Origin of the sequence: Halovenus amylolytica (assembly GCA_004015825.1) — an archaeon.
Lineage (GTDB): Archaea > Halobacteriota > Halobacteria > Halobacteriales > Haloarculaceae > Halovenus > Halovenus amylolytica.
Genome location: SAYS01000008.1, coordinates 104,412 through 128,302 on the forward strand (window position 1 = coordinate 104,412; position 23,891 = coordinate 128,302).

Here is a 23,891-nt window from a genome sequence, read left to right on the forward strand (position 1 = left end):
CGCGATTCGACATTCGGTACGGACTCTGTTCACATCTTCTCGAACATATCCCGGACGACACGGCTGCGTTGACAGGACTGCACCGTGTTCTCGAATCATCTGGCGACGCGATTATTATGGTCCTGAAAACGAAACAGCTAGAGACGATCTACGAAGACAGTTCTATTACCAGCCCCGAACAGCGAGAACGAGCGTTCGGAACCTCCCGACACGTTCGACTGTATGGACAGAACACAACCGACAGACTGTCAGATGCGGAGTTTATGATCTCAGTTCGAACGTTTGGCAAAGAACTGTTGGAGACGACAGTACAGAAGTACTGGTTAGAGGTCGGCGAGCAGTTCCTCGAACGGGAGTTCGAGGATATCTACCACTGTCGAAAAGAGCTAGCGGTATAATTCCTGATATCGACCGCCGAGCCCGTCTTTCAGCCGTTCGTACGTTCTATATTTATTCTCGTACCACCTACCGAGATGGCCTAGTTTCGATTTGCTGCTTCATATGTATCCGAGTTCTTCGAGTCGGGATTCGGCACTGTCGGTCAACTCGACTGACTTGTGCTCGGTCGAGTCCATCCCGTACTCGGTGATACGTTCCCGCAAGAAGCTCCGCGGCTCGTCTCGTCGTGGCTCACCGATCTCTTTCCAGCCATCGTAATCCTCGTAGCCGTAGTAGTCCGGTTCGATCAGTGCGAACAGATCGCTGTCGTACGGTTCGAGGTCGAAATCGTACTTCTTGGACTGTTCGAGACTGTGGTTGAACGGCCCACGGTACTCCGCCAGATAGGGTGCGTGGTCGGTGGTTGGTGACACGATCGAGTGTCCATCTGAGACAGGGCCGTCGACGTCCGCCAGTTCGAGAATCGTCTCGTACAGATCGAGAATACTGACCACTGTGTCGGTTTCTCCCTCGAACCCATCGCCCGAAATGACCAGCGGGATATGCGTCAGTTCTGGATAGACACCACTCACGTGGTTCCACATGTTATGGTGTTCCCCCAGCAGTTCTCCGTGGTCCGACAGCGTGATCACGTAATCGAACTTCGCGGAGAGATTGTCGAATATGTCTCGGTAGATATCACCGAGATATCGGGCAGCGTTATCGTACGCCTCGCGAACCAGTTCCGGATCGTCGACACCGACGTAGGCGTCCCCGAATCCCATCCCAACTGGCTCGTCGAAGTCCCGGTATGCTTCCGGTGGATAGTAGGGAGTATGCGCCTCGACGAGATTAACGAAGAGGAACTCGTCGGAATCGACCGACATATCGGCCGTTCGGTCCTCGACGACAGATGCGCCGTCGTCGGGAATCGGCCGCCAGCGTGATCCGTTGATCTTTTTCAACCCGTACCACAATGAGGGGAGTGTATCGTACTCCCCGGTGATAATTTCGTTCAGTGCACGCGTGTACTTCCTGGGCCGCGACAGCTCGTCGTGTTCGGCAGCGAACTCACTCGTATCGAGGATGTTCAGATCCCCGGATCTCAGTTCGCCCGGTCCTGTGAACTCCTCGAATCCGCGGTCGAAGTTCTGTGTCTGGCTGGCGTTCGGGTTCGCCGACCAGCCCTTCGTCGTGTAGCCTGCCTCCGAGAGGATCTCGGCCAGCACGGGCCGGTCGCACTCGAGGGCTGTCGCTTTCGAGGAGACGTCGACGGCACTCCCGTACTTGCCTGTAAAGAGGGAGGCGTGTGCTGGACCCGTCCAGTTTGCCGTCGAGTATGCTGCTTCGAAACTTCGCCCCGGTACCCAGTCAAAATACTCGTCGAAGTAGTCTTTCCGGAGAGTGTCCAGAACGACGACTGCAATCGAGGACATTACACATGTACCTCGGAGCTCATCTACTAAGTAACAGACTGTATACATTGTTTAAATAGACATACAGTCGTACGGTCAGACAGTTTTGATAGGACTAATTTAGAGCCATCGACAGCTATTCAATTTTTTCTCTCACGTCGGAATTAATTGTGCGGTCGACAGAAGAGTGTCCTACACGTCCGTCGAACGGTCACAGGTTTCTCTTACAAGATATCATGTTGTCTGTAGAACCGACGGACGTCGTCGTTTGCAAGCAGTGGGGCATGGACCTGGAGGACATCCGGATTGGGATAGCTGTTCGCCTCGATGATCTTGAACTCACCGTGGTCCGTCACGATGAGATCCCAGCCGACGTGATTGAATCTATCGATCTCTCTGGCGATCTGTCGGATCTCCGTCTGGATACTGTCCCACCCTGGTACCGTCGTGCCTGGTATCGTCGCGCCCGTATCCGGATGAGTGTCGTGCCAGGTCACGCCTTGGTTCGCGGCCGGTTCGGCTGCCGCGGACAGCTCTCCGGTGTCGAGGTCGATCGCTGCCGAGAACCCACCCTGTGTGAAGTTGTCGAGGACACCGGTCTGTGTCGAACCGATCCGGTGGACTGCGGCCGGAAATATCACACCCTCCTCGTCGCTTTTGAGCGTGAGCAGTCGGATCGTATTCGTCGCGCGCGGGTAGATTTCATCCAGATAGTCGGCCTGGTCACAGAACTCTGTCACCAGATAGCTCTCGGAGTCGTCGATCTGTTCGTCCAAGGGGATCGCTCGGTCACTCTTGCCCCGGAGCGTGGGACCGTCGGGGCCGTCCGTACAGATGTAGACGTGTTTGCCAGCACCGCCGCGATATCGTTTGATTACGACGCGGCCCTCGTCCGCGACGAGTTCTGCGATACTCGCGTACTGGTCACTTCTGAACGTCCCATCGCTGATGTATCCGTACAGTTCTGGCAGATACTCACCGAACCCGCTCTCACGAAGGTGTCGGTCGAATTTGTACTTGTTGTCGAGGAGCTCCGGCCGGGGATTGATAAATTTCGCGCGCCGCCGTTCGATATCGTTGAGATACAACTCCGGCTCCGTTCCGTTATCGAGCGCGTAGAGATTGTACAACCGCGTCGTAAACCCGTGACGGAATGCCCGGAGTCGCTCGCTCACCGGGAGTCCCGACCCATCATCCGAACGGAGATCGGTCACCAGCTTGTACCGTGCCCCGAGAGCTGTCCGGTACCGCTGTGGGAGTACGTCGCCGACCAGGCTGGCACAGACACTGACCAGTCCGTCCTCGTCGATGCTCTTTTTCGTACCGTCCCACGTTGCTGTACGATTACTCACCTGTGGAACGTACTACTCTATACTATTAAGAAATAGCCACCTACCTCAATACGCTCTATATTTCGCTCGGTTGTTAGTATATCTATACATTCGGCTATTTAGTGTATATTAAATAGTCACTGTTTCTTTTGTTCAGTAGAATAAATGTCGCAAACCGTGGCGGAGACTCGAGCTGCAGTGTCGAATCCGCGATTACCGATTTCGTATCTCACACGTCGGTTCAAGATGGTCGCTGCGCTCGTCGCGAAGCGGAGGTACGCCCTCGGTGCCCGCTACGCGCTGGACCAGATCGATGGCGGAGACAGATACCAGTCCTTCCTGCAATCGAACGACGACCGCCGCTATCTGGAGTGTGACGTCCTCGATTTCCGGATGCGGGTCGACCTCCTCGATGAGGGACTCTCCCGTGATCTGGTAATCGATGGTCTCCGGGAACCCCGGGCGACGGCGCGGTACCGGGCAGAGCTGTCCCGCTTCGAAGCGGACCGTGGTGGGCTGACCGTCGTCGATATCGGTGCCAACATCGGCTACTTCGCCCTGCTGTATCTCACCCAGTGCAGTGATGGCGGCGAGGTGATCGCGATCGAACCGGTGCCGGAGACGTTCGAACTTCTGCTGGAGAATCTCCGACTCAACGGCGTTGCGGACGCAGTGGACTGTTACCAGTGTGCATTCGGCGCGGCGTCGGGATCGGCGTCGATGCATCTCTCGAAACATCGGAATCTGAGTGCGATCACCGACAGCCCCTCCTCACACCACACCGACGAGATCACAGTCCCAGTCGAGAGCCTGGATGGGTTCCTGTCCGAACACGGCATCGCGCCCGAATCGGTCGACGTCCTCCGGATGGATATCCAGGGGTACGAGTACGAGGTCTTTCAGGGGATGTCGGAGCTGCTTCGGAACGGCTCCGTCGGGCTCGTCTTTCTGGAATTACATCCGAGTACGCTGAAACGCACCGGTAGCTACGACGAGTTCATTTCGATGCTCCAGGAGGCCGGCTTCGAACTGGTGTTCGCCGCCGACGGCCGCACGACCAATCTCCAAGACGACCATCCAACCTACTCCGACAGGGAAATCGAGATCGACTCGATAGAAGCGATGCGAGATATCGACATTACAGTCGAGATCATCCTTCGGAAATCCTGATCAGTGTCTCGTCCCGGCGTTACCAGCCAGCCTGCGAGAGATAGGTCGTCAGTTCGTCGGTCACGGTACTGATGCTGTAGTTTGCCGCGTTTTGCCAGGAGTTGTGTTTGAGATCGTCGACCGACCCGGGGTTGTCGAGTAGCCACTGGAGTTGCTCTCTGATCGCGTCCGAACTCCGTGGTTCGAACAGGAGTCCGTCCTCGCCATCGGAGACGAGCTGACCGTTGTAGTTCCAGTCCGAGGCGAGTATCAGACAGCCGGCCGCGAAAGCCTCGACGAGTACGCCCGGGAACCCCTCGCCCGAGTAGTAGGTCGGGAACGCGAAGACGTCGTACTCCCTGAGCCGACCGATGACGTCTTGGTTGTCGAGTTTCCCGAGAAACCTCGCCTCGGGCGTGGATTCACACTGCGCCAGGAACTGCTCTTTGTACTCGTCGCCCTCCAGGAAGTGACCGAACACGTCGAGTGAGACACGACGCTCCGTCTCGTTTATCTCTTTGACCGCATCCAGCAGATGGTGCAATCCTTTCGTCTCCTTTATCCGGCCGACGTACGCGAGCCGCAAGAGACGGTCTGTACCCTCGAAATCGTCGAAATCTGGCGGCTGGTCGGGGACCGGGCGGAGGTTCGGAAGCGTCGAGATGAGTACATCACTGTCGAAAAGCGCCCGCAGTTCGCCGGAGAGTTCGTCCGACTGTGGGAGGATACAGTCGAACCGACCGAACCAGTCCAGATATTTGGTGCGGATACCCGGTGGTAGACTCTCCAGTTCGGTCGCGAAGGAGCCACCGGCCGGCAACAGCGCACTGTCGACGGCCGGGTCGGCGAGTTTCCGCGACAGCAGGAGGGCAGTGCCGAGCCGTACCTTCGTCGACGCACTCACGAGAAACCGGTCTGCGTCCCAGGATTCGCGCAGGAGTTCCAGAACGGTGTCCGGTGACTGTTCGAGCGTATTTATCCAGGTGACAGTGAAGCCACGCTCCTCCAGACCTTGCTTGATGTATTTATTTTTTAATCCAGGGCCTGTTATCGGCGGTGACAGCGGTCCGATCGCGACGATTTCGGTCGTGTCCATCGGTTGGCACACACTCCTTTGTTCGGTAAAAGTAGTCAGCCTCTACCGGTTCACTCGCCACCAGCGGCACCGAGATCGCGCCACAGGTCTCCGTTCCCTTTCCCGCAACCGACTTGATCTCTGGATCGGAAGTACTGTCTTTGTAGTATCTCCGGAACGGAACTGCGGTGGTAGGAGACTACTACTAATACAGTATTCAGAACGTACGTTGTTAGTAGCACATGCGCGACTGGATTCACACCGACCTGCTGGCTATCTGTCTCGTGGCAGTTCTTACGCCAGCTATGGTACTGTTCGCCGGGTTCGATGGAAACGCCCTGCAGGCGGCTCTTGGGTTACTGTTCGTCTTTATCGCCCCAGGATACGCCGTTGTTTCGATTCTGATTCCGTCCACACACACCCAGGGACTGACGAGAGGTGGTATGAACCCGACGGAGGTTTCTTTCGTTGAACGATTACTGATTGCGGTCGGACTCAGTGTCGCAATCGTTCCGTCGATCGGTGTCGTCTTGCACTTCTCCCCGTGGGGGATAGAGCCAGATATTTTTCTCCTCGTTACTGGCATCATCACACTACTGGTCTCGATTGGGGCCATCGTCCGTCGGGCACAGCTAGAGCGAAGTCTACAGTTCGAACTGACTGGTCTCTCGGACCCGTTTGGCGGGATGTTTACCAATGCGCGAAGTGATCGAGAGGTATATCTGAACGTGCTGTTTGTTTCGGGGATGATCCTCGCCGTCGCCGGGATCGGAACTGCAGTCGCGATGTCGGGTGGTGGTGAGCAGTTCACCGAGTTTTATGTTCAGAGTGGCGACCCGGTGACCGGTGAGCAGGTCGCAAGTGGGTATCCGACCAACATGACAGTCGGCGAGCAATCCGAGTTCGTCGTCGGAATCACAAATCAGGAACACGGAACCGAGGAGTACACCGTCGTCGTGGAACTCCAACGACTCAGAGACGGTGAGGTCGTCGAAATAACCCGGATAGACCAGTTCAGTGCCACAGTGGCCCACGGGGAAACTGTCGAGCGGCCGGTTACTCTGGAGCCGGAAACAACCGGTGAGAGCCTCCGATTGAGTTACCAGCTCTATCGCGGTCAGCCGCCGGAGGGACTCTCGGTCGAGCAGGCCTACCGACACACCTATCTCTGGGTGGATGTCTCGGCCGATGATGGTCTCTGATAGTGATTATTGCGAGTCTTTACGACCAGTTTCCGATAGAACCGGTCTATTAGGGCCGAAACAGCCTTGTTTTCGCTTCCGTACTGAAAATCACCACAATAATCACTATGAACCGTTCGCCTAGGTTCTGGTAGTGTCGAGTAACTTGTTACCGCTTCGGCAGAACGACTTGCTCTGTTCGTCGGTTTCGTTTCCGGGGGTTCAGACCAGTACTGCCACTTCGTTGATACGCTCGTACATAATCCAGCCGAATATGATGTAGCCTGCGAGTGTGACTAGACGGACCAGTGACCACCAGGCAGGTGGCTCACCGGTTGGCGCGTACACCTGTAGTACGATGAGCAGACCGATAAATGAGACAATAAAGTAGTTTTCTACCGTGTATAACCCGAAAAAGAACAGTGTCAGTACTGCTGCTAACATCCAGACCCCTTGGGTGAGAATGATCGAGGCAAGTCTGTCGGTGGATGTGTGGGGATCGTGGACCCGGGACCACTTGGTAGTCATTACTCAAATATTGTTACTGAATCACTTAAGAAGTATCTGTATTCTTGGTTCAGGCTGATCGTGAGATGTTTCGAAGAAACCGGGGCCGTCGGGTGATTCTCTCGGTTATACGAAACTTAACAAAGTACCTGTATCGCCTCGAAAAGTCCACGAAGAACCAGGATGGTCGTAATCAATCTCGGGAACGATTCAATGGAACGTACCTAACATGAGTGTCTCTATCAGATCAGATCGACCCGGAATTGTACTGAAGGCAGTTGCAGTGGTCGGTATGTTTTCTCTCTTACTTGCAGTGAGCTTCCTGAACTCGATACCACCAGCCAGTGGATACGAAATCTCCATCTATCAGGTGTATCCGTGGTACTTCTGGGGGTTGCTGATCGGAGCCACCTTCCTCGGTCAGGTAGTTATTGTCGGTAGCGTGCGTTACAGTGACGGGGACGACCGAACCTGGGTGCTTGGCGTTATCCTCGTCTTGCTGTCGGGTACGATACTCCTGTTTATGCCTATCATCCGGGGGTATCCCGTCTTCGGCGGCGTAGACGAACTGACACACATCGGCTTCGTCCACGATATTTCCGCGGTCGGTATAGCCGACAACATTTATCCCGCGATGCATCTCATCGTTCACTTGGCATCGGTGGCAACTGGCTTCGCACCCTCGACAGTTATGAAACTCATGCCGATCGTGATGTCGTTCGTGTTCGTCGGTGGAATGTTCTATCTGGCGTTTAATTTCTACAGCCGAACACATGCGCTGTACGTTCTCCCGTTCATTCTGTTCTTGTTTGTCGGCTACAAGACCCAGGTCCCGTTCGTCTTGAGCGTTCTGTACGTTCCCTTTATACTGTATCTCTTCGTCAAAGAACAGCGCACATCCGCGACCTCGGTACGGATCTTTCTCGTCATCGCGATTTTTGGAATCGTGTTTTTCCATCCCCTCACAACCGCGTTCTTGGTCCTTGCCATGGGGATCTATGTCGCACTCGAAAAGACGAACCTATTTAGTACGGAGTGGTCAACTCCGACGATGATCCCGCCACTGACTGTCGTGGTCTTCTCTACCTGGTATCTGACGTTTGTGGGAATCATTCGTCGGTTCGAACGGACCGCAAACCGTATCACGGGCAGCGCCGCGGGCGAGAGCGAGTTCGAGACGGTTACGAGTACGGTGAGCACGTTCTCGCCGGATCTGACCGATCTCGTTACACTTGCCATCCTCGACTACGGGGTGGTATTTATTCTGTACGCCCTTGCCGGGCTGTTTATTTTGGTTGCGGGGTATCTGTGGCTGCGGAACGAGATCGAACTGAATATCTTCTTCGTCCTATTCAGTCTCGTGTTCATGCTGTTCACGGCCGTCTCGATGCTCTCGTTCGTCGTCGATCTCGGCTTTGGCTGGGGCCGAGTCCTGTTCTTCGAGAACCTCTTCGCCGCGGTGTTGGCCGGTTCACTGTTCTACTTCCTCTATCAATGGCTGGAATCGCGGACAGTCACGACTGGAGTTACCGTGACACTGGGTGTAATCCTGTTTGCACTTACACTGGTGGTTGTCCTCGGCTCCTTTGCGTCGGTCAGTGCGACAGACGACAATCCACAGAAAACGGAGATGGATATCGACGGGGCAGAGTGGGTCCTCGACAACCGCGACAAAGAGATGCTCATCGATCAGTACCGGATCTCGCTGTGGCGTTACGAGAACTTTCAGAACGGGACGTTGACAACCTCCATTCGAAAAGAGGGAGCACAACCACCAGAGCACTTCGGATATACTGCTAACGAAACCATCGGACAGAGCTACGAGGAGGACAGCTATCTGGTTCTCAACCAGCGTGGGCGGATCACCTACCCCGAAGTGTATGCAGACTATCCGGACTACTGGGCGTACACACCACAGGACTTCGCCAGACTCGAACGTGATCGAACCGCATCGAAACTCTACGATAACGGTGAATTCGATTTCTACTACATCGATGCTGAAGAGCGGCGACCGTTCGTCCGGTCACGGTAACTCGTTTTGAAGTATAGTCCACATCACGACGGCTCCCGTCTCCGCTGTGTGACAAATAGTTCGTTCGAACCTGTAGTATCCGGATCGTACCACCAACCGAGTAGTATCTTTATAACTAATCTTCCATGTTACTATCGATAATCCAGAATGTCATCATCGAATAGACTGTCCGTTGCGCGAGAGCCCCCACAAGCAGGGACGACAGCCGGAGACGTCTCACCTGCAATACTCTCTCTCTCGCCGAAGTTTCACAGTGAGCGACTGGCCGCACACAGATAACTCTCAACTATGAATCTCTCGAATTTACTGACCAGTTGGAAATCTGTCCCCCAACTCTCCGCTGCCAAAGAGGAGAAACGACAGGGCACAGGTGGCGCAGATGGATCAACAGAGCCGGACCCACTCCTTACGTTTTTTATTCCCGATCTGACCGTCGGCGGTGCAGAGCAGGTGGTCGTAAACATCGTTAATGGGCTTTCGAATCGTGGCTACAACGTCGAACTAGTCCTGTCACGGCGAAAAGGTGAGTTACTCGAACAGGTCGACAGGCGAATATCCATCGTCGAGCTGTCGCCGGAGCCGGTTCCCGTTCTGGGTATTGCGACTAACCTCCCTGCCCTCATCGCCTATCTGCGCCGCGAAGAACCCACGGTCGTGTTCTCGCATCTGACGCAGGCGAGCGTGGTCGCGCTCACAGCGAAACAGCTCCTTGGGACCGAGACAACAGTGATCCCAACCCACCACGCGGCCAGCGGTGTTACCACCGACAGGACACTGAAATCCCACGTTGTCCGTCAGCTAACCAAGCTGCTGTACCCGACTGCAGATCGGATCATTACGGTGTCGAAGTGTGTCGGCGAGACTGTGGTCGACGATCTGTCGATCGATCCGGAACAAATCTCGGTGCTGCACAACCCTGTCGAAACCGAGTCGCTGCAAGAACGCGCTCGCGATTCGGTCGACCACGAGTGGATCGAGGACGACGAAACCGACGTGGTGCTGTTCGTCGGGCGGATCGCAGAACAGAAAGACCTCCGGACCTGGCTCCAGTCGTTCAAAAAGGTCCACGAACAGAAGCCAGACACTCGGGGTGTCATCGTCGGCCGGGGGCCGCGTCGGGAGGAGATAATCGACTACGCAGATGAACTCGGTCTCGGCGACGTCGTCTCTGTTCCCGGCTACGTGGACAACCCGTTCCGATATATGCACAAGGCCAGTGTCTTCTTGCTTTCCTCGCACAGTGAGGGGCTTCCGACCGTTCTCATCGAGGCACTCGCCTGTGGCTGTCCGATCGTCTCGACGGCCTGTCCCTGTGGCCCACGCGAAATACTCGCTGATGGTGAGTACGGCCGACTCGCTCCGGTCGGCGATTCGGACGCGCTCTCCGACGCGGTCGTTGCGGAACTTGCCGATCCCGTCCCATCCGACAAACTCCGCCGGCGGGCGGAGGATTTCTCACCGGATGCAATCCTCGAGGACTACGAGACATTCATTCACGAACACGTCATTCTGGAGTGAACAACCATGCTTGGACCAATTTCAACACCGATTCGAACCATCCTGGCTAGCAGTCGTAACCAGTGTCTGCCAGTTCACATATGAACAGGGTAAAAAGTAGCTCGGCGTACAAGATCTATCAGGACGGCGGGTTGGAGTCGTTGCTTACCGCAGTGTGGATCTATACGCTGCAGAATACAGTCCTCGCTGACGGTCTCAAAAAGGTACTTTCGGAATCGCGTCACGAACAGATCATCGCGTTTCCCTCGATCGGGTACTGGCCACAGATCGAGACCCCGCGAAGTTTCAACGAGAAGATCATGCACAGAAAACTGTTCACGGACAACGAGCTGTTCGTGAAAGTTTCCGACAAGTACCGGGTTCGAGAGTACGTGACCAACCACGTCGGCCCGGAGATCCTCACTGATCTGTACCACGTGACCGAAGCGCCCGAGACGATCCCGTTCGAGGAGCTGCCCGAGGAGTTCGTCCTCAAGGGGACACACGGCAGCGGGATGAACACAATTGTACTCGACAAGCAGGAGGCTGATTTCGAGGCACTCGTCTCCGAGGCGAACCAGTGGCTCGAGTGGGAGTACGGCTCCCACACCGACGAATACTGGTATACGGACATCACGCCACGGATCATCGTCGAGGAGTATATCGAAAACGACCGGGGGAAAGCGCCCCGTGATTACAAATTCTATGTCTTCGACGGTACTGTCCAGTACGTTCACGTCGACCATGCCCGGTTCTCGGATCACACGCGGCGGTTTTACGACAGCGACTGGAACCCACAGGAGTTCACACGTAAATACCCACTCGGGCCGGTGATCGACGAACCTGCCGATCTCGACGGGATGATCGAAGTCGCCGAGCAACTCGGTGAGGCGTTCGACTTCATGCGCGTCGACCTCTACAATCCCGAGCCAGGACGGATCGTCTTCGGGGAGATGACCGTCGCTCCGGGTGCCGGCCACGGTCGCTTCGAACCGACCGATGTTGATTTCGAGTTCGGGTCACACTGGTAACCGCATGGTCTGTGACGGCTGATACTGCCGGCTGTACAAAACTGACGAATTGCGCCACCCCGGGGTGAGCCGAGCAGCGCGAGGCGATCCTCGGTAGCCGAACGGCTACCGGTGGTGGCACATATCTTTCCGAATGTACAGCCGGCAGTATGAGAAAGTGGCGGGCTTCGCTATCAGCAAAAACCGCTTGCCCGAAAAAAACCGCGAATTGAGTTGCTTACGCGGTGACCGAGACCGTCTCCGCGGCGGACTCTCCTGCGGTGTCGGTTACGACAATCGAGACGTCGAACGTCTTCCCGTCACCGTCTTTGATCTTGAACGTGTCCGTGTCTGATGCCATTTTCCCGCTTACTGTCCAGGTGACACCCTGGACGGTGCCGGTCGAATCGGCGACCTCAATCTCGACCGACGCGAGATCCCCGTCAGCGTCGGAGACGTTCCACACTGTCGTAATATCGGCGTGGGGGTTGGGTCGGCCTGCTTCAGAGATGCTGAATCGATCGATTGACGGTACACTGGAACTCGTCTCCTCCGTCTCGCCGGCTGCAGTCGTCCTCGCTGTGGTGTTGCCGCTGCTGTCGGTCACCTGCAGGGACGCCGAGTAGCTGTTGCCGGAGCCATCGTCACCGCTGGCGACGAGGCGTGTGGTTCCACTTTCGCTCTCGCCACTGACCTCCACAGTCGTCGAATCTTCGACCGATCCATCGCTGTCCTGCTTGAGGCCCATCTCGACTGACGCGAGGTCAGCGTCAGCGTCGCTCACCTGCCAGCTAACGTCGAATTCGGCGTCTGCGTTGTCCGTCTCCACTTCCGTCATCGAGAGACTATCGACAGCTGGTCCCGAGCCGGCGTTATCTGTCGTGACTGTGATTGTCGTACTGTTCTCGTTACCGGCTGAATCGACGGCGACAGCCTCCAGGGCGTGCTCACCATCGGAGACGGCTGTCGTATCCCAGCTGCCCTCGTAGTAGCCGCTATCTGCGTTGTAGGAGAGTGCCGTCCAGGATTTGTCGTCGATTCGGTACTCAACTGCTAGTGCGTCGTCGCTGTCCTCGGTGTCCCTGGCAGCTACCTGTACCGTGACAGTGTCGCTCACTGTGTCGGTGTCGGCTGGGTTGTTGACCGAGACGCTTGGGGTGCTATCGACGCCGACGAACTGCGCGGTGTCACCGCCAGTTGCGACACTGAACGTGTCCCACTGCTGGGTATCCGTCGACCAGCCACCGACACCGACCCAGCCATCGCCGCTGATCTCGCTGTCCGTCGCCGTGAGCAACCAGTCCTGGGGCTCGTCCTCGCCGAGGCTCCAGTACCGGGCCTTCAGCTCGCTGCCGGAGAGATTGAACCGAACGTAGTACCAGTTTCCTGGCGTAAAATCGACGCTCTCTGCGCTCAGCATCGTCGAATCACCGCCGCTGTATTTCGCAATCCCGAGGTTCGGGACGTCCCGGAAGGCTACGAAGTATCCGGTTTCGCTCCCAGCAGTCCCAGCACCGCGGCCGATCAGTCGACACCACGAGCTGGAGTTGTCGTCGTCACTCGGAACTCGAACGAGTCCGAGCATATCGACATCTGTCGCCGTTCCGACGGTATCACACGAGAGCGCGTGGCGACCCGACGAGCCGGCAGTGAGTTCGAGAACACTGTCCTCGACGTTCGAATCTGTGCTGGTGACTCCCCAGCTGCTCTGTCCGGAACTCCACTGGGGCGTCCAGGCTTCGAACACCGGGTCGTCGGAGGACGTCGAATCGTCTGAATCGTCCGACCCGCCGTCGTCGATGATCCCGTCGCCAGCGTACGCACCGACATCACCTGACGCTGGGACGTCGAGGTAGCTGGACTCCTGTTCTATCCGTTCATCGATCGACAGCCCACCGTCGTCGGTGTGTCGCAGTGCCCCGTCGTCGTTCCCCGAATGGTAGTAGGTACTGATCTCCAACGAGCCGGACGACGCGTGGTTGATACCGTGGTTGCTGTTCGTGGACTGGACCCGGAGATTGCCATTGACAGTGAGCGACGCGCTCTCGTCCAGGCGACAGCCCCAGCCACTGTTACTGTTCGACGTATTGGCGTTTTCGACGAGGACGTCGCTGTTGATCGTGTAGTTGTGGTCGTTACGCAGATTCAACCCGCTTATTTCCGGATCCAGGATCTGGACGTTCTCCAGTTCGACATCACTGTTGCCGGTTCCTGTCGATCGCCAGGCCGAGCTGTTCGACCCGACGATCTGTCCGTTTCGGAGGATCATGCGCTCGGGCTGTCCCCCACTCGAACCGATCTTGTTCCCGGAATCGTTGTTCTCGACGTAGAACGTTTCACAGAGATGTTTGCCGCGGTGGAAGTCGAGCCCGGTCCCACCGTTGTTGACTGACTTGATACTGTGCGCTTCCATATCGTACGTCACGCCGGAATCTTCGTCTGCAGTGAAGTCGAATCCGTGACGAGTGTTGTTTCGGGCGGTGACGTTTTCGAGCGTTATTTTCGAGACGCCGCGGTTGGCGAAGCCAGTTCCGGCGGAGTCTTCACAGATAACATTTCTGTACGTGATGTCGTGTCCTGTTCCACTCGGGTAATGCGAGACTGCATTGGCCGAGTAGTTCGAGTTCTCGGAGACATTGCCGCTGAAAACCAGGTCACGGACCAGAATCCCGCTCATCGTCGGGCCGTCGCCTTCTGCACCGAACGCTGCCTGGTTTTTGGAGTCGTCCGTATCCCCGAGTTTGACGACAGAACTCTCGCCATCTCCTTCGATCGTTACGTTGTCAGCCGCAGTCTGGCACTGCACAGCAGCACGACTGCCTGACGTCACTTTGTAGTAGGCGTCTGTCCCTGGAATATAGACGGTATCGCCCTTCGATGTATCGTCGATTGCTGCCTGGATTGCCTCGGTATCATCTGCCGATCCATCTCCTGCTGCGCCGTAATCCTGAACGTTAAGTATAGCCATATTTATATATAATTTTATATATTACTATGTTTACTGAACGTATTCGCTGAATCCTGTCGCGAATGAAGCTGTGTCGTCTTCACTCGCTGCAGCGGTCAATCCCGTCCCAGTACCGATAACGAGGGCTGTCGCAGCTGCCCCTGCTTTGACGTACTCCCGGCGGTTAAGAAGTCCTTTATCGCCGCCCTCGGCCCTGCTTCGTTCTCTATCTGCCAGCTTGTGTGCCATACAGTTTGTAAGCATACCCTACTGCATATAAGTTTTTATTACGATTATCTTGATTGATAAAAAGTCCACTTCGATGACTATCATGTAATTTCCGGTATTTTCTCTTACTGTTCGCACCGAGAAATATGGCAGCAAACAACCGTTTAGCGCCTCCCGCCAGATTCTGCGCCGAAGAGGTTGTAAGCACGATTTTACATCTTTCACCGGGCGGTAAGAAATAACTAACTAAAATTCGTCCACCGGAACAGGGTGCTAATGCCCCCAGATATCTTCTTGATCACGGCGGATAGTTTGCGAGCTGACCACTGTGGATGGCTCGGTAATTCGAAACTCACGCCCAACCTCGATGATCTCGCGGCGTCTTCGATCCAGTACAGTTCTGCGGTCGCACCCGGCCCACGCACACCTGCCTCGGTTCCGGTTTCACACACCGGCACCCACTACGGAAAAAGTACGCAGCAGATCACAGAACTGAACGAACGGATCCGTCGGATCAAAAATCACATCACCCAGTCTGAAACGATCAGTGAGAAACTACAGGCCGAAGGGTATACGACGGTCGGGATCACCGCAAACCCGTGGACGTCGACGAACACCAGTTTCGAGAAGGGGTTCGACGAGTTCTACGAGGTAGGACGCGAAGGCGGGGAGATCCACTCCCTGTTCAAAGGGACGCCGTTCAGCTCACCAGCACGGATTTTCGACATGTGGTACAACAAAGACCGGTGGTTCACCCACTGGCGGACGTTCTACGACAGGATCCAGGATGTCATCGACGGCATCGATGGCCCTGTGTTTCTCTGGACGTTCTTGCTCGACTGTCACAACCCGTATCTCGTTCCCCGGGCAGATAGAGTCGAGTCATCGACGCTCGACATGTACTCGTCGGTCTACCGGGCGAATGATCTGCTGGGGCGGACCGATGGCTTGTCTCGCCTGCGGAATTCACTTCCAGAGAAGACACTTGACAGACTACAAGCGGCGTATAGAGATACTGTTCGCTCGACGGACGCGTTCATCGGGGAACTGATGTCCGATATTGACGACGACTCCGTGGTCGTGTTCCACGCTGACCACGGGGAAGCATTCGGTGAGCACGGGACGATGGGCCACCAATCAGTCCTCTACGAGGAAAATATCAGGGTTCCGTTGCTCGTCGCCGGGACAGATACCCAGACGACAGTCGACGAACCGGTGTCACTGTCAGAGATTCCATCGATGATTTACTCTATCGCTCGGGGAAACAGCCTCGATCCGATGGCAGCGACATCTCCGTACACTGTTTCGAAAACACTGGACGATAGTGCTATCGCTATTCGCGGTGATCAGTGGAAATACATTTATCGGGACGACGACGAACTGCTGTTCGACCTTGCCTCCGACCCCGGCGAACACAGCGATGTCAGTGACGAACATCCCGATCTGCTGTCCACGTATCGGGACCGGGTCGTCGAGTTTTACGACTCCAGCGGTTCGTCCGACCCGACCGTCGAAGTCACCGAAAACGAACAACTGAAAGAACATCTCCGTTCGCTCGGCTACAGATGATCAGCCCGGGGCAGTGCAATCGGCACTGATCACCGCTTCTGTCTTCTGCGGTGTCGTACTGCTCCGAGGTTCCTGGCGCGTGTTGCATTTGAACTCTCCGTCCATCGCCAGAATTCTCACTGGGATCTCAGCGTTTTCGATCCGTAAGCACAGAACCGTCTTTACAGGTGGACAGGAGATCGTTTTGCGAGACGCCCTCCGAGTTCGTCCCGACGAAAAACGACTCGAGAGGTATCGGGAAACAGGCCCGTTCTGACTCTCTGGATTTTGATGACTCCGATGTAATTTCCGATATCTTTTCTATCATCGACTGGGCAGCACAGTTCGTTTAGGCGTCGTCCACGTCGCTGACTTTGCCCATCTTGCTACCGACGACGGGGATACCCACGAGAATCTTCTAGCGGTGTCTTCGACGTAGCGGAACACGTCGGTCGTGATCTTTCCGCACACCTCGTCGGGAACGCGCTTCATGAACCCGAAGTCGGAGCTGGTCCGATCGTAGTGGTTCGGGCTGCTGGTGACGCCGGACCGCTGGTCGGTGTCAGAGGTGTGGCCGCTCACCACGCACCAGTGTCGACTTGCCAACGTTGGAGCGGCCGACCAGAACGACTTGGTCGCTCCGGTCGGGGCGTGAGACCGCCCATCTCGTCTTGTAGCAAGGTCTAAACACCTGACAAGTTGTGTGAGGCCGTCGGTATACAGTTTATAATTGAATCAGATATAGTAGTATAGAGTCTATTATTTTATTAGTATAATTGGCAAGTAAATTTGGATGAAATATAGAACAGTTGAAGGTCTAAATGAAGATACGCATCGACTCGCCCGAGAACTACAGCAGGATATCGACCTGGTTGTCGGAATCCCCAGAAGCGGTCTCCTCGCTGCGAACCTCATGTGTCTCCACTTGGACGTTCCCATGACGGACGTGCAAAACCTCTGTGAGGGGAAGATCTTTGAGGCGGGGAGCCGGTGTGAGGACGAGCTATTGCTTGACGAAATCGATTCTGTGCTCGTCATCGACGACTCCGTGTTGACCGGCAGTCAGATGACCGAAACCCGAGCCCGACTCAGTGAGCGCGATTTCCCGTTCGACATTCAGTTCGGCGCGATATACATCTCGCCACGGGGACACCAGTATGTGGACTACTGGAGCGAGGTCGTCAGTTCACCTCGCGTCTTCGAGTGGAACATACTCCACCACACGCAACTGAAGAACTTCTGTGTGGATATCGACGGTGTCCTCTGTCGGGACCCGACCTCGGAAGAAAACGACGACGGGGAGAACTACCGCGAATTTCTCACCGAGGTCGAGCCGAACATCGTCCCGGACCAACGCATCGGCTGGCTCGTCACTTCCAGACTAGAAAAGTACCGACCCGAAACGGAAGCGTGGTTAGAGGAACATAGTATCGACTACGAGAGGCTCGTGATGATGGATTTGCCGGATATGGAGACTCGACGGGCCCAAGGAAATCACGCACAGTACAAGGCAGACGTGTACGATTCGGTCGGTGCAGACCTCTTTATCGAGAGCAATCTGAAGCAGGCCACGGAGATTTGCGAAGAGACGAACAAGCCGGTGTTTTGCTACGAAAACAACGAGATGATACAGCCGGGGATGGCCGGGCGGGCGTACAGGAAGAGCGCCGAAACTGCATCCGGAATCAGAGACAACCCTGTTATGTTGCCCGCGAGAGTAGGTCACAAGTTGATTTCACGTTGCTACCACCGAATAGCGAGATAGTTTAACTCACTCCTAGCAACGTGGCTCACTCATTCGTTTAATTATTACTCACAGTGGTACCCAATAACAGACTTTTCTGGTCTAACTGCTCCACCAGAAGGTGCGAGACAACCACGATTACTGACATCCAGCAGTATTTCGGGCTAGCCGGATTCTGGCCTGCGGTCCGGTAGCTCTGATATCTAAGCTCTGAACTCAGAGTTTTTTATCCGTAAGAACAGAATCGCCTCTACAGGTGGATCTGATCTCTTCCCGTGAGATGGCCTCCGAACTCGTTCCAGCGAAGAATGACTCGAGTGGTATCGGGAAACAGCTCCGCTCTGGCCGTTTGGACGTCACGATTCTGATCCCACCCAGATTTCCGAATTTGGTGGTGTCGTTGTAGTAGAGGGTGCCGATTTCGCCGGTCCCGACCGCGTCGGAGCGGACATTTATCGCAAACTTGTTTGAATCGTACACAGTGATTTCCTTTTCAGCCATGAGACACTCGAGTTCTGCTTTACTGCCTTCAGCCGAGATCGCCGCCTCACCAGCACCCGCGGCGTTAGCGTTGATAAGCGAAACGTTGTCCGCATCCAGCTTGGTCGGACGCCTGATTTTGATCCCCTCGTGGGTGCAGTCGCGAAACTGAACGTTGCGCAACCGGAGCAGTTTCGTCTTGCCGTTTCTGCTGAGTTGCGAGTAACAGAAGTGCCGGCCTTTGAACTCGTCCCCCCGATCATCTTTATCCGGATAGTTCTCTTCTATCCACGGTGTGTTCCCCCTCACGAACGTGTTCTTGACGGTGAACGATTTCCCCGCCCCCATCTTGAGAAAGCCAGTGCCATATCCCTTCACGAAACAGTTCTCGACTGTGAGGTCCCCATTTCCGTACCTGTAATCTATCGCATAGCTACCCGACCGCAAGATTCGTGTATTTTTGACGGTCGCATCACCCTCTGAAAACTCCATCGAGTGGCCCGAGTCACCCCTCCGTCTTGATTCCGAGCCGTTTTCTACGAAGGTACAGCTGTCGATGTTCCAGTCGACGATACGGCCACGGATCGGCCCGTCGAACCACTGTTTGAACAGGACATTGTTGCAGTTGAACGTCCCCGAGCGCACGTTGGGGGTCAGAATCACCGCTTTCGACGACCGGTCTGTCTCTCCCCCGTGTAACCCATCGAGATTGGCTGCATTTCCAAAGAACTGAATATCACGGAATTCGACCGTGCCGTGGTCAACCTCGTTCCCGTAGTACATCAGGACGTGTGAGGAGTCGTCCTTGTCCATGTGTTCGGTCAGGGCGACGATCGATTCGGTCGGACTCTGCCCGTACCACGAGATCCCCTTTGGATGAGAGTTACCGAAGTCGATATTCCGGGTGTCGTCATCCTGCCCGACAAAATACGTCCCGGGCGGAATATATACTGCACCCCCGGGGCCTGCTGCAGTAGCGGCATCCTTGATCGCCTGGAGGTTTGCTCGCGCAGTTGCAAGATCGGGATCGTTTGGGTTCGGCTCGGCACCGTACTCAGCGATGTTTTCGGCACCTGGCTGTGCCTGTGTCTGGCCCTGGTTTTCGGGTCCGCTGGTCCCTGGCTTGGAGTCATCCCGATTCGTTACCAGAAACGCTCCGATCCCGGTCGCTGTAATCGCTGATCCGATTCCCACAATCAACTTTCTCCGGGAAATCTTCTCCTCAGTCATAATTTAAATATTCCTCGCTCATCTGTCGCTGCCCGTTGTGCGTGTTATACCCAATGTGGCGCGCGAGGAGTTGCGTATACATTCATATATGTTTATACGCTGATTTGTCTCTTTCCTCCATCGGGCGGTGGTGGCCATTATCGGTAATAGACATTCTCCCCAGGCAATGATAGTTAAACGCCTTCTACCACCTCGGTTGCCCCACGCCACAGTGCCAGCGCAGATTGCTACCAGAATGAACCGGGTCGAAAGGGCGGGTTGTCAGTGCCACGCCTTATTGCGTTTTACTCCAGTTGTTCACGTCCCAGCGAATATTAGTGCCCTGTTCAATCGCCAGTGTGGAGGGCCCGTAATCGATGACTGGTAGAAACTTTATAATTATTATCAGTCTGTTAGCTAAGAATGAATGAGACCAATGGCTAACGGACTAGTAGACCTCCCACCCCGGATTGTTGTTTTCAGAACTGGCACACAGTCGACATCTCGCATACTCGTAACCACAGCACAGGGACTATCGGCTGGAGGCCCTGCCCGCAGCAACCGCACAGTTTCGCGTGGAGGGATCATAGAGTACATGGAGGGGTCGTAGATGGATTCGATTTCGCTGGCGTACGCGTATGGGTGGAAAAATTCTGGTGACCTGGCCATCAATCAGGGGTCGATCAGGTATCTGAACAGCCTCTTCGAATCACTCACACCGGAGGTTGTCTCCATTCATCCGTCTGGCTCGGAGGAGTTCCGGGAAACGAGTGAAATTCTCCCGTGGGATGATCTTCGATACGAGTTACACGGCGGTCCGATGCATTACAATCCGAAATCACAGTCGATGGTTGAACAGTATGTCGCTCTCGCCGGGGATGGGGGACGGTACGCGCTGGATCTGTTCAACGGCCGCCTCCGCGATACGGGATCTGGAACCCGGATGGCCGAGGAGATCCGGAACTCGGAGTTTCTGTTCTACAATGGTGGCAACCTGATCCACCACAAGCGGAATCTCCCCTACCTGCTGGGAGTGCTCTATCCGCTCCAGGTCGCAAAGTGGAACGATATCCCGTACGGACTCCTCCCGCACACGATCTTCGATATCGAAGGGCGATACGAGTCGCTGATAACGTCGATTCTCGATGGCGCCGAGTTCGTCTGGACACGAGACGCCCGAAGCTACGACTATCTCTCTTCACAGTTCTCGCTGTCGACCCCGATTCTGAACGGGTTGGATACCGCCTTCTTCCTGGACGAACCGACGGTGTCGAGTAGCGATCCCGGTGACAGCTCCGACTCGCACACAGTGGCCGTCGTCCCCCGGTTTTCGACACTGGGGGATACGGACGATCTGGGAGCGGACGACGCCCAGGCGCAGTTCGAACAGTTCCTGGCTGAACTGACGGAGGCGGGTCACGATGTTGTTTTGACCGTTCAAACCAAAGTCGAAGAAGAGTGGGTCGAGAACAATCAAACCCTCCTGGACGAGCACGACATCGACGTTTTCACATCTTACGATCCACAGGAGCTGCGAACGCATTACGACAGTGTGGATCTTCTGGTCACGATGCGGTTACACGCTGGTATTTTTGCTCTCTCGGTCGGCACACCGACTATCGGCCTCTACCGCGAGGAGTGGGGACCGAAGACACCGGGCACTTGGGCGAATCTGGGGCTCGACGAGTACGCCCTCTCTCAGGAGGAGATGACCCCCGACCGACTACTGGCGCTGTGTGACCGCGTCTTCGACAATTATGACGAGGTCGAAACGATGATTGTCGACAGGGTCACTCTTCGAAAGCAGTACATGCTCGACGAGACGGCGCGCTTGCTAAAGGAGACGTAGCGGGCCAACAGTGGGCGGGATACCACGGGAAAATATCGGTGATTGTCGTATCTCCTACTCCGGAAATAGCATCTCAGGAGTCTAACTTTTGACGAACCGCACGGTTTTGTGGATCGGTCTTCCACCCAGTGAGGCCCCGAAGAGTTTGAAAAACTGGGGCTCGAATGGATACATCACGACGGCGAGTGTCAGATACCGGCGGGCACGGCCGTAGAAGCCCCTGTGATATGCGGATTTCCCCAGTCGGTAGGCGGCCCACCCGCGCATCTTTCGGTAGCAGTCTAACTCCTTGGCAAGCGGTGTGAACTCTTCGACGAAGAGGTCGTAGCCGGCCTGTTTCTTCTCGATATCGGCAGTCAGTCGGTTGTGTGAGCCCGAATCGTAGATGACGAGGGGTTCCGGAATCCGCCTGAATTCGGCGTGCCGGGAGAGATTGATGTACCACTCCAGATCGGCCCAGCAGGGAAATCGTTCGTCGAGTCTGACCTCGGTTGCAAGATCCGTACGGACCATGAATACTGACAACGATCCAACCACGTTCTCACAGAGCAACGCCTCGGTCAGATTTCCCTCGACGACTGGTGGAATCGAGTCGCTGAACCCGTCTCCCTTGTCGCTCTTCAGCCCTGTATAGACCGCGCCAACGTCTGCTGGCGCGTCGAAAAAGGCCTCTACCTGGCGTTCGATTTTCTCCGGGACCCATCTGTCGTCGTCGTCGAGGAATGCAAGATACTCGCCGGAGGCGGCGTCGATCCCGGTATTCCTAGCTGCATTGGCCCCCTGGTTTTCTTCGTGACGGAGACACTGAACTGCAGACAGCCCACTCAGGTCGATCCCCGAAAGAGTCTCGCTCGCGGGCGTGTCCGAGTGATCGTCGACGACCACGAGTTCGATACTGTCGTAGGTCTGGTCCAGCACACTGTGGACTGCTCGTTCGAGATACGACGGGCGGTTGTACGTCGTGATCACTGCACTGACGAGGGGTGACGCCGATCCGCCCGGTGTCTGTTCAGTGGTCTCAGAATCGGTCTGACGAGTCATCTGTTTGGATGCGGTGTGTCATTGTACCAGATGTCGACGTGGGCGTTGGGTTCGTAGGATTTGCCCACGATATCGACCTTGCCGTCGTCGTTCATATCGACAGCCCTCGCTTCGTGTGTCGGGGTGCCACGGTCGATGATCGTTTCGTCGAATTCCCCGTCACCCTGATTTCGGAAGATGAAATGCCGCGCTTCGTCGTCGCGTTTGCCAAGCCCCATTTCGCCGACGTAGATATCTGGGCGACCGTTGCCGTCGAAATCAGCAGTCTGGAGGGAGTGGGCGTTGAACAGGTCATCCCGGAGTATGTGTGCGTCCCACTCTGGCGGGTCGAACCAGCCGACACGGGCCGGTCCATCGCCGAGTTCCGGTTTATCCCCTTCGGAAAATATAATCTCTAGCTCTCCATCCCCGTCAAGATCGTCGACAGCCAGCCGTGTCCAGTCCCAGCCGGCGGTAATCTGTTCGCGTTGCCAGTTGTTCGAGAGTTGCATCGTTCCGCCGTCTGCTTCGACGCGACTGGTCCCGGACTGGCTGGCAGTTGCCGGCAATTGTCGGTAGATACTCGTTCCGGCAATCAGTTCGTTGCGACCATCGCCGTCGATATCGACGATCTTCAACCCCTCGACGTGCGTGTCTTCGGCGATGATGTGTCGACAGTCCTCCGGCCACGGCGACTGCCGTGGATCGTCAGGGACGTCGTAGTAGAAGATCACCTCGCTTTGCTGTGAGGTCCCGACGAGTTCCATCTCGCCGTCGTTGTCCACGTCGCCGAAGGCTAGATCGTGGTACTTGTTGAACGCGGAATCGACCAGGTGCTTTGTCCACGTCTTGTAGGGGTTCGACGGCTGTTCGAACCAGTAGATGTCGTGTGACCCGATTCCCTGGCCCACGATGAGGTCGAGCCGTCCGTTCCCGGTGACGTCACCCAGCGCGTTGCCGAAGACGTAGAGATCGTGGGAGTCACAGAGAGCGTGTCGCTCCCACCCCGGATTTTCATACCAGAAAATGCTCGTTTCGAGCCGTTTGAACAGCCGCCCGATCAGTGGAAAGCCGCTGGTTCCGAGAATCGGCAGTTTGTTGGCACCCATGCCACCGACGATCAGATCCGGTCGACCGTTCCCCGTGAGGTCTGTCGGCTGGCAGATACCGAGCCGTCCACACGGCGGGGAGTCGTCGATCACCTCGTGTCTAAATTCCATCTCGTCAGATGAGTCGGATCCGACGCTTGTAATTAAAATCCTCCTAACTCGAACGCTGGAACGACGAGTTC

At 55.8% G+C, this 23,891-nt stretch carries 18 protein-coding genes; 9 read left to right on the forward strand and 9 right to left on the reverse strand.

The window, feature by feature from the left end; translation table 11 throughout:
- Positions 1-116 precede the first annotated feature (116 nt).
- Positions 117-398, forward strand: a complete 282-nt coding sequence (locus EOW68_RS08635; protein ID WP_128224758.1) for a hypothetical protein — start codon at positions 117-119, stop codon at positions 396-398.
- A gap of 99 nt (positions 399-497) precedes the next feature.
- Here the strand turns inward: EOW68_RS08635 and EOW68_RS08640 are convergent, their stop codons facing one another.
- Positions 498-1,814, reverse strand: a complete 1,317-nt coding sequence (locus EOW68_RS08640; RefSeq protein ID WP_431358826.1) for a sulfatase-like hydrolase/transferase — start codon at positions 1,812-1,814, stop codon at positions 498-500.
- A gap of 203 nt (positions 1,815-2,017) precedes the next feature.
- On the reverse strand, positions 2,018-3,145 hold the full coding sequence (locus EOW68_RS08645) for a sugar-transfer associated ATP-grasp domain-containing protein (RefSeq protein WP_128224760.1): 1,128 nt from the start codon (positions 3,143-3,145) through the stop codon (positions 2,018-2,020).
- A gap of 225 nt (positions 3,146-3,370) precedes the next feature.
- Here EOW68_RS08645 and EOW68_RS08650 point away from each other — a divergent pair, with 225 nt between their 5' ends.
- The gene (locus EOW68_RS08650; RefSeq protein WP_431358827.1) at positions 3,371-4,294 is read left to right on the forward strand and encodes an FkbM family methyltransferase; all 924 of its coding nucleotides are present in this window, start codon (positions 3,371-3,373) and stop codon (positions 4,292-4,294) included.
- Positions 4,295-4,313: 19 nt separating this feature from the next.
- Here the strand turns inward: EOW68_RS08650 and EOW68_RS08655 are convergent, their stop codons facing one another.
- On the reverse strand, positions 4,314-5,369 hold the full coding sequence (locus EOW68_RS08655) for a glycosyltransferase family 4 protein (protein WP_128224762.1): 1,056 nt from the start codon (positions 5,367-5,369) through the stop codon (positions 4,314-4,316).
- A 221-nt stretch (positions 5,370-5,590) separates the two neighbouring features.
- Between EOW68_RS08655 and EOW68_RS08660 the strand changes: the two genes are divergently transcribed.
- Entirely contained in the window at positions 5,591-6,550 is a 960-nt protein-coding gene (locus EOW68_RS08660; RefSeq protein ID WP_128224763.1) for a DUF1616 domain-containing protein, read from the forward strand.
- Between the two features lie 201 nt (positions 6,551-6,751).
- Here EOW68_RS08660 and EOW68_RS08665 read toward each other — a convergent pair whose 3' ends face one another.
- The gene (locus EOW68_RS08665; RefSeq protein ID WP_128224764.1) at positions 6,752-7,057 is read right to left on the reverse strand and encodes a DUF8044 family membrane protein; all 306 of its coding nucleotides are present in this window, start codon (positions 7,055-7,057) and stop codon (positions 6,752-6,754) included.
- Positions 7,058-7,328: 271 nt separating this feature from the next.
- On the opposite strand from EOW68_RS08665, the gene EOW68_RS08670 reads away from it, so the two are divergent.
- From EOW68_RS08670 to EOW68_RS08680, 3 genes are all read left to right on the forward strand, one after another.
- Positions 7,329-9,068 carry a hypothetical protein gene (locus EOW68_RS08670; RefSeq protein WP_128224765.1) on the forward strand — a complete coding sequence of 580 codons (1,740 nt, stop codon included), beginning with the start codon at positions 7,329-7,331 and terminating at the stop codon, positions 9,066-9,068.
- Between the two features lie 288 nt (positions 9,069-9,356).
- Entirely contained in the window at positions 9,357-10,586 is a 1,230-nt protein-coding gene (locus tag EOW68_RS08675) for a glycosyltransferase (protein ID WP_128224766.1), read from the forward strand.
- Between the two features lie 80 nt (positions 10,587-10,666).
- Positions 10,667-11,596: an ATP-grasp fold amidoligase family protein gene (locus EOW68_RS08680; protein WP_128224767.1), complete on the forward strand. Its 930-nt coding sequence runs from the start codon at positions 10,667-10,669 to the stop codon at positions 11,594-11,596.
- 217 nt (positions 11,597-11,813) lie between these two features.
- Here the strand turns inward: EOW68_RS08680 and EOW68_RS08685 are convergent, their stop codons facing one another.
- Together EOW68_RS08685 and EOW68_RS08690 are read right to left on the reverse strand one after the other, a co-directional pair.
- A complete protein-coding gene (locus tag EOW68_RS08685) occupies positions 11,814-14,543 on the reverse strand; it encodes an Ig-like domain-containing protein (protein WP_128224768.1) in 2,730 nt (909 codons plus the stop codon).
- A 30-nt stretch (positions 14,544-14,573) separates the two neighbouring features.
- Positions 14,574-14,771: a hypothetical protein gene (locus EOW68_RS08690; protein ID WP_128224769.1), complete on the reverse strand. Its 198-nt coding sequence runs from the start codon at positions 14,769-14,771 to the stop codon at positions 14,574-14,576.
- A 255-nt stretch (positions 14,772-15,026) separates the two neighbouring features.
- Between EOW68_RS08690 and EOW68_RS08695 the strand changes: the two genes are divergently transcribed.
- Together EOW68_RS08695 and EOW68_RS08700 are read left to right on the forward strand one after the other, a co-directional pair.
- The gene (locus EOW68_RS08695; protein WP_128224770.1) at positions 15,027-16,319 is read left to right on the forward strand and encodes a sulfatase-like hydrolase/transferase; all 1,293 of its coding nucleotides are present in this window, start codon (positions 15,027-15,029) and stop codon (positions 16,317-16,319) included.
- Between the two features lie 916 nt (positions 16,320-17,235).
- Positions 17,236-18,063, forward strand: coding sequence for an orotate phosphoribosyltransferase (locus EOW68_RS08700; protein WP_431358828.1), 828 nt, complete (start codon positions 17,236-17,238; stop codon positions 18,061-18,063).
- 195 nt (positions 18,064-18,258) lie between these two features.
- Here the strand turns inward: EOW68_RS08700 and EOW68_RS08705 are convergent, their stop codons facing one another.
- On the reverse strand, positions 18,259-19,716 hold the full coding sequence (locus EOW68_RS08705; RefSeq protein ID WP_128224772.1) for a hypothetical protein: 1,458 nt from the start codon (positions 19,714-19,716) through the stop codon (positions 18,259-18,261).
- A gap of 625 nt (positions 19,717-20,341) precedes the next feature.
- Here EOW68_RS08705 and EOW68_RS08710 point away from each other — a divergent pair.
- Positions 20,342-21,580, forward strand: coding sequence for a polysaccharide pyruvyl transferase family protein (locus EOW68_RS08710; RefSeq protein WP_128224773.1), 1,239 nt, complete (start codon positions 20,342-20,344; stop codon positions 21,578-21,580).
- A gap of 81 nt (positions 21,581-21,661) precedes the next feature.
- Here EOW68_RS08710 and EOW68_RS08715 read toward each other — a convergent pair whose 3' ends face one another.
- Positions 21,662-22,621, reverse strand: a complete 960-nt coding sequence (locus tag EOW68_RS08715) for a glycosyltransferase family 2 protein (RefSeq protein WP_128224774.1) — start codon at positions 22,619-22,621, stop codon at positions 21,662-21,664.
- On the reverse strand, positions 22,618-23,820 hold the full coding sequence (locus EOW68_RS08720) for an FG-GAP repeat domain-containing protein (RefSeq protein WP_128224775.1): 1,203 nt from the start codon (positions 23,818-23,820) through the stop codon (positions 22,618-22,620). The genes EOW68_RS08715 and EOW68_RS08720 overlap by 4 nt, the downstream gene beginning before the upstream one ends.
- Between the last annotated feature and the right edge of the window lie 71 nt (positions 23,821-23,891).

What these genes read in the sequence shown, in the direction of transcription:
- EOW68_RS08635 (WP_128224758.1), top strand. Translation starts at nt 117, where the DNA reads ATGGTCCTGAAAACGAAACAGCTAGAGACGATCTACGAAGACAGTTCT.
- EOW68_RS08640 (WP_431358826.1), bottom strand. Translation starts at nt 1,814, where the DNA reads ATGTCCTCGATTGCAGTCGTCGTTCTGGACACTCTCCGGAAAGACTAC.
- EOW68_RS08650 (WP_431358827.1), top strand. Translation starts at nt 3,371, where the DNA reads ATGGTCGCTGCGCTCGTCGCGAAGCGGAGGTACGCCCTCGGTGCCCGC.
- EOW68_RS08655 (WP_128224762.1), bottom strand. Translation starts at nt 5,369, where the DNA reads ATGGACACGACCGAAATCGTCGCGATCGGACCGCTGTCACCGCCGATA.
- EOW68_RS08660 (WP_128224763.1), top strand. Translation starts at nt 5,591, where the DNA reads ATGCGCGACTGGATTCACACCGACCTGCTGGCTATCTGTCTCGTGGCA.
- EOW68_RS08665 (WP_128224764.1), bottom strand. Translation starts at nt 7,057, where the DNA reads ATGACTACCAAGTGGTCCCGGGTCCACGATCCCCACACATCCACCGAC.
- EOW68_RS08670 (WP_128224765.1), top strand. Translation starts at nt 7,329, where the DNA reads ATGTTTTCTCTCTTACTTGCAGTGAGCTTCCTGAACTCGATACCACCA.
- EOW68_RS08675 (WP_128224766.1), top strand. Translation starts at nt 9,357, where the DNA reads ATGAATCTCTCGAATTTACTGACCAGTTGGAAATCTGTCCCCCAACTC.
- EOW68_RS08680 (WP_128224767.1), top strand. Translation starts at nt 10,667, where the DNA reads ATGAACAGGGTAAAAAGTAGCTCGGCGTACAAGATCTATCAGGACGGC.
- EOW68_RS08685 (WP_128224768.1), bottom strand. Translation starts at nt 14,543, where the DNA reads ATGGCTATACTTAACGTTCAGGATTACGGCGCAGCAGGAGATGGATCG.
- EOW68_RS08690 (WP_128224769.1), bottom strand. Translation starts at nt 14,771, where the DNA reads ATGGCACACAAGCTGGCAGATAGAGAACGAAGCAGGGCCGAGGGCGGC.
- EOW68_RS08695 (WP_128224770.1), top strand. Translation starts at nt 15,027, where the DNA reads ATGCCCCCAGATATCTTCTTGATCACGGCGGATAGTTTGCGAGCTGAC.
- EOW68_RS08700 (WP_431358828.1), top strand. Translation starts at nt 17,236, where the DNA reads ATGACGGACGTGCAAAACCTCTGTGAGGGGAAGATCTTTGAGGCGGGG.
- EOW68_RS08710 (WP_128224773.1), top strand. Translation starts at nt 20,342, where the DNA reads ATGGATTCGATTTCGCTGGCGTACGCGTATGGGTGGAAAAATTCTGGT.
- EOW68_RS08715 (WP_128224774.1), bottom strand. Translation starts at nt 22,621, where the DNA reads ATGACTCGTCAGACCGATTCTGAGACCACTGAACAGACACCGGGCGGA.
- EOW68_RS08720 (WP_128224775.1), bottom strand. Translation starts at nt 23,820, where the DNA reads ATGGAATTTAGACACGAGGTGATCGACGACTCCCCGCCGTGTGGACGG.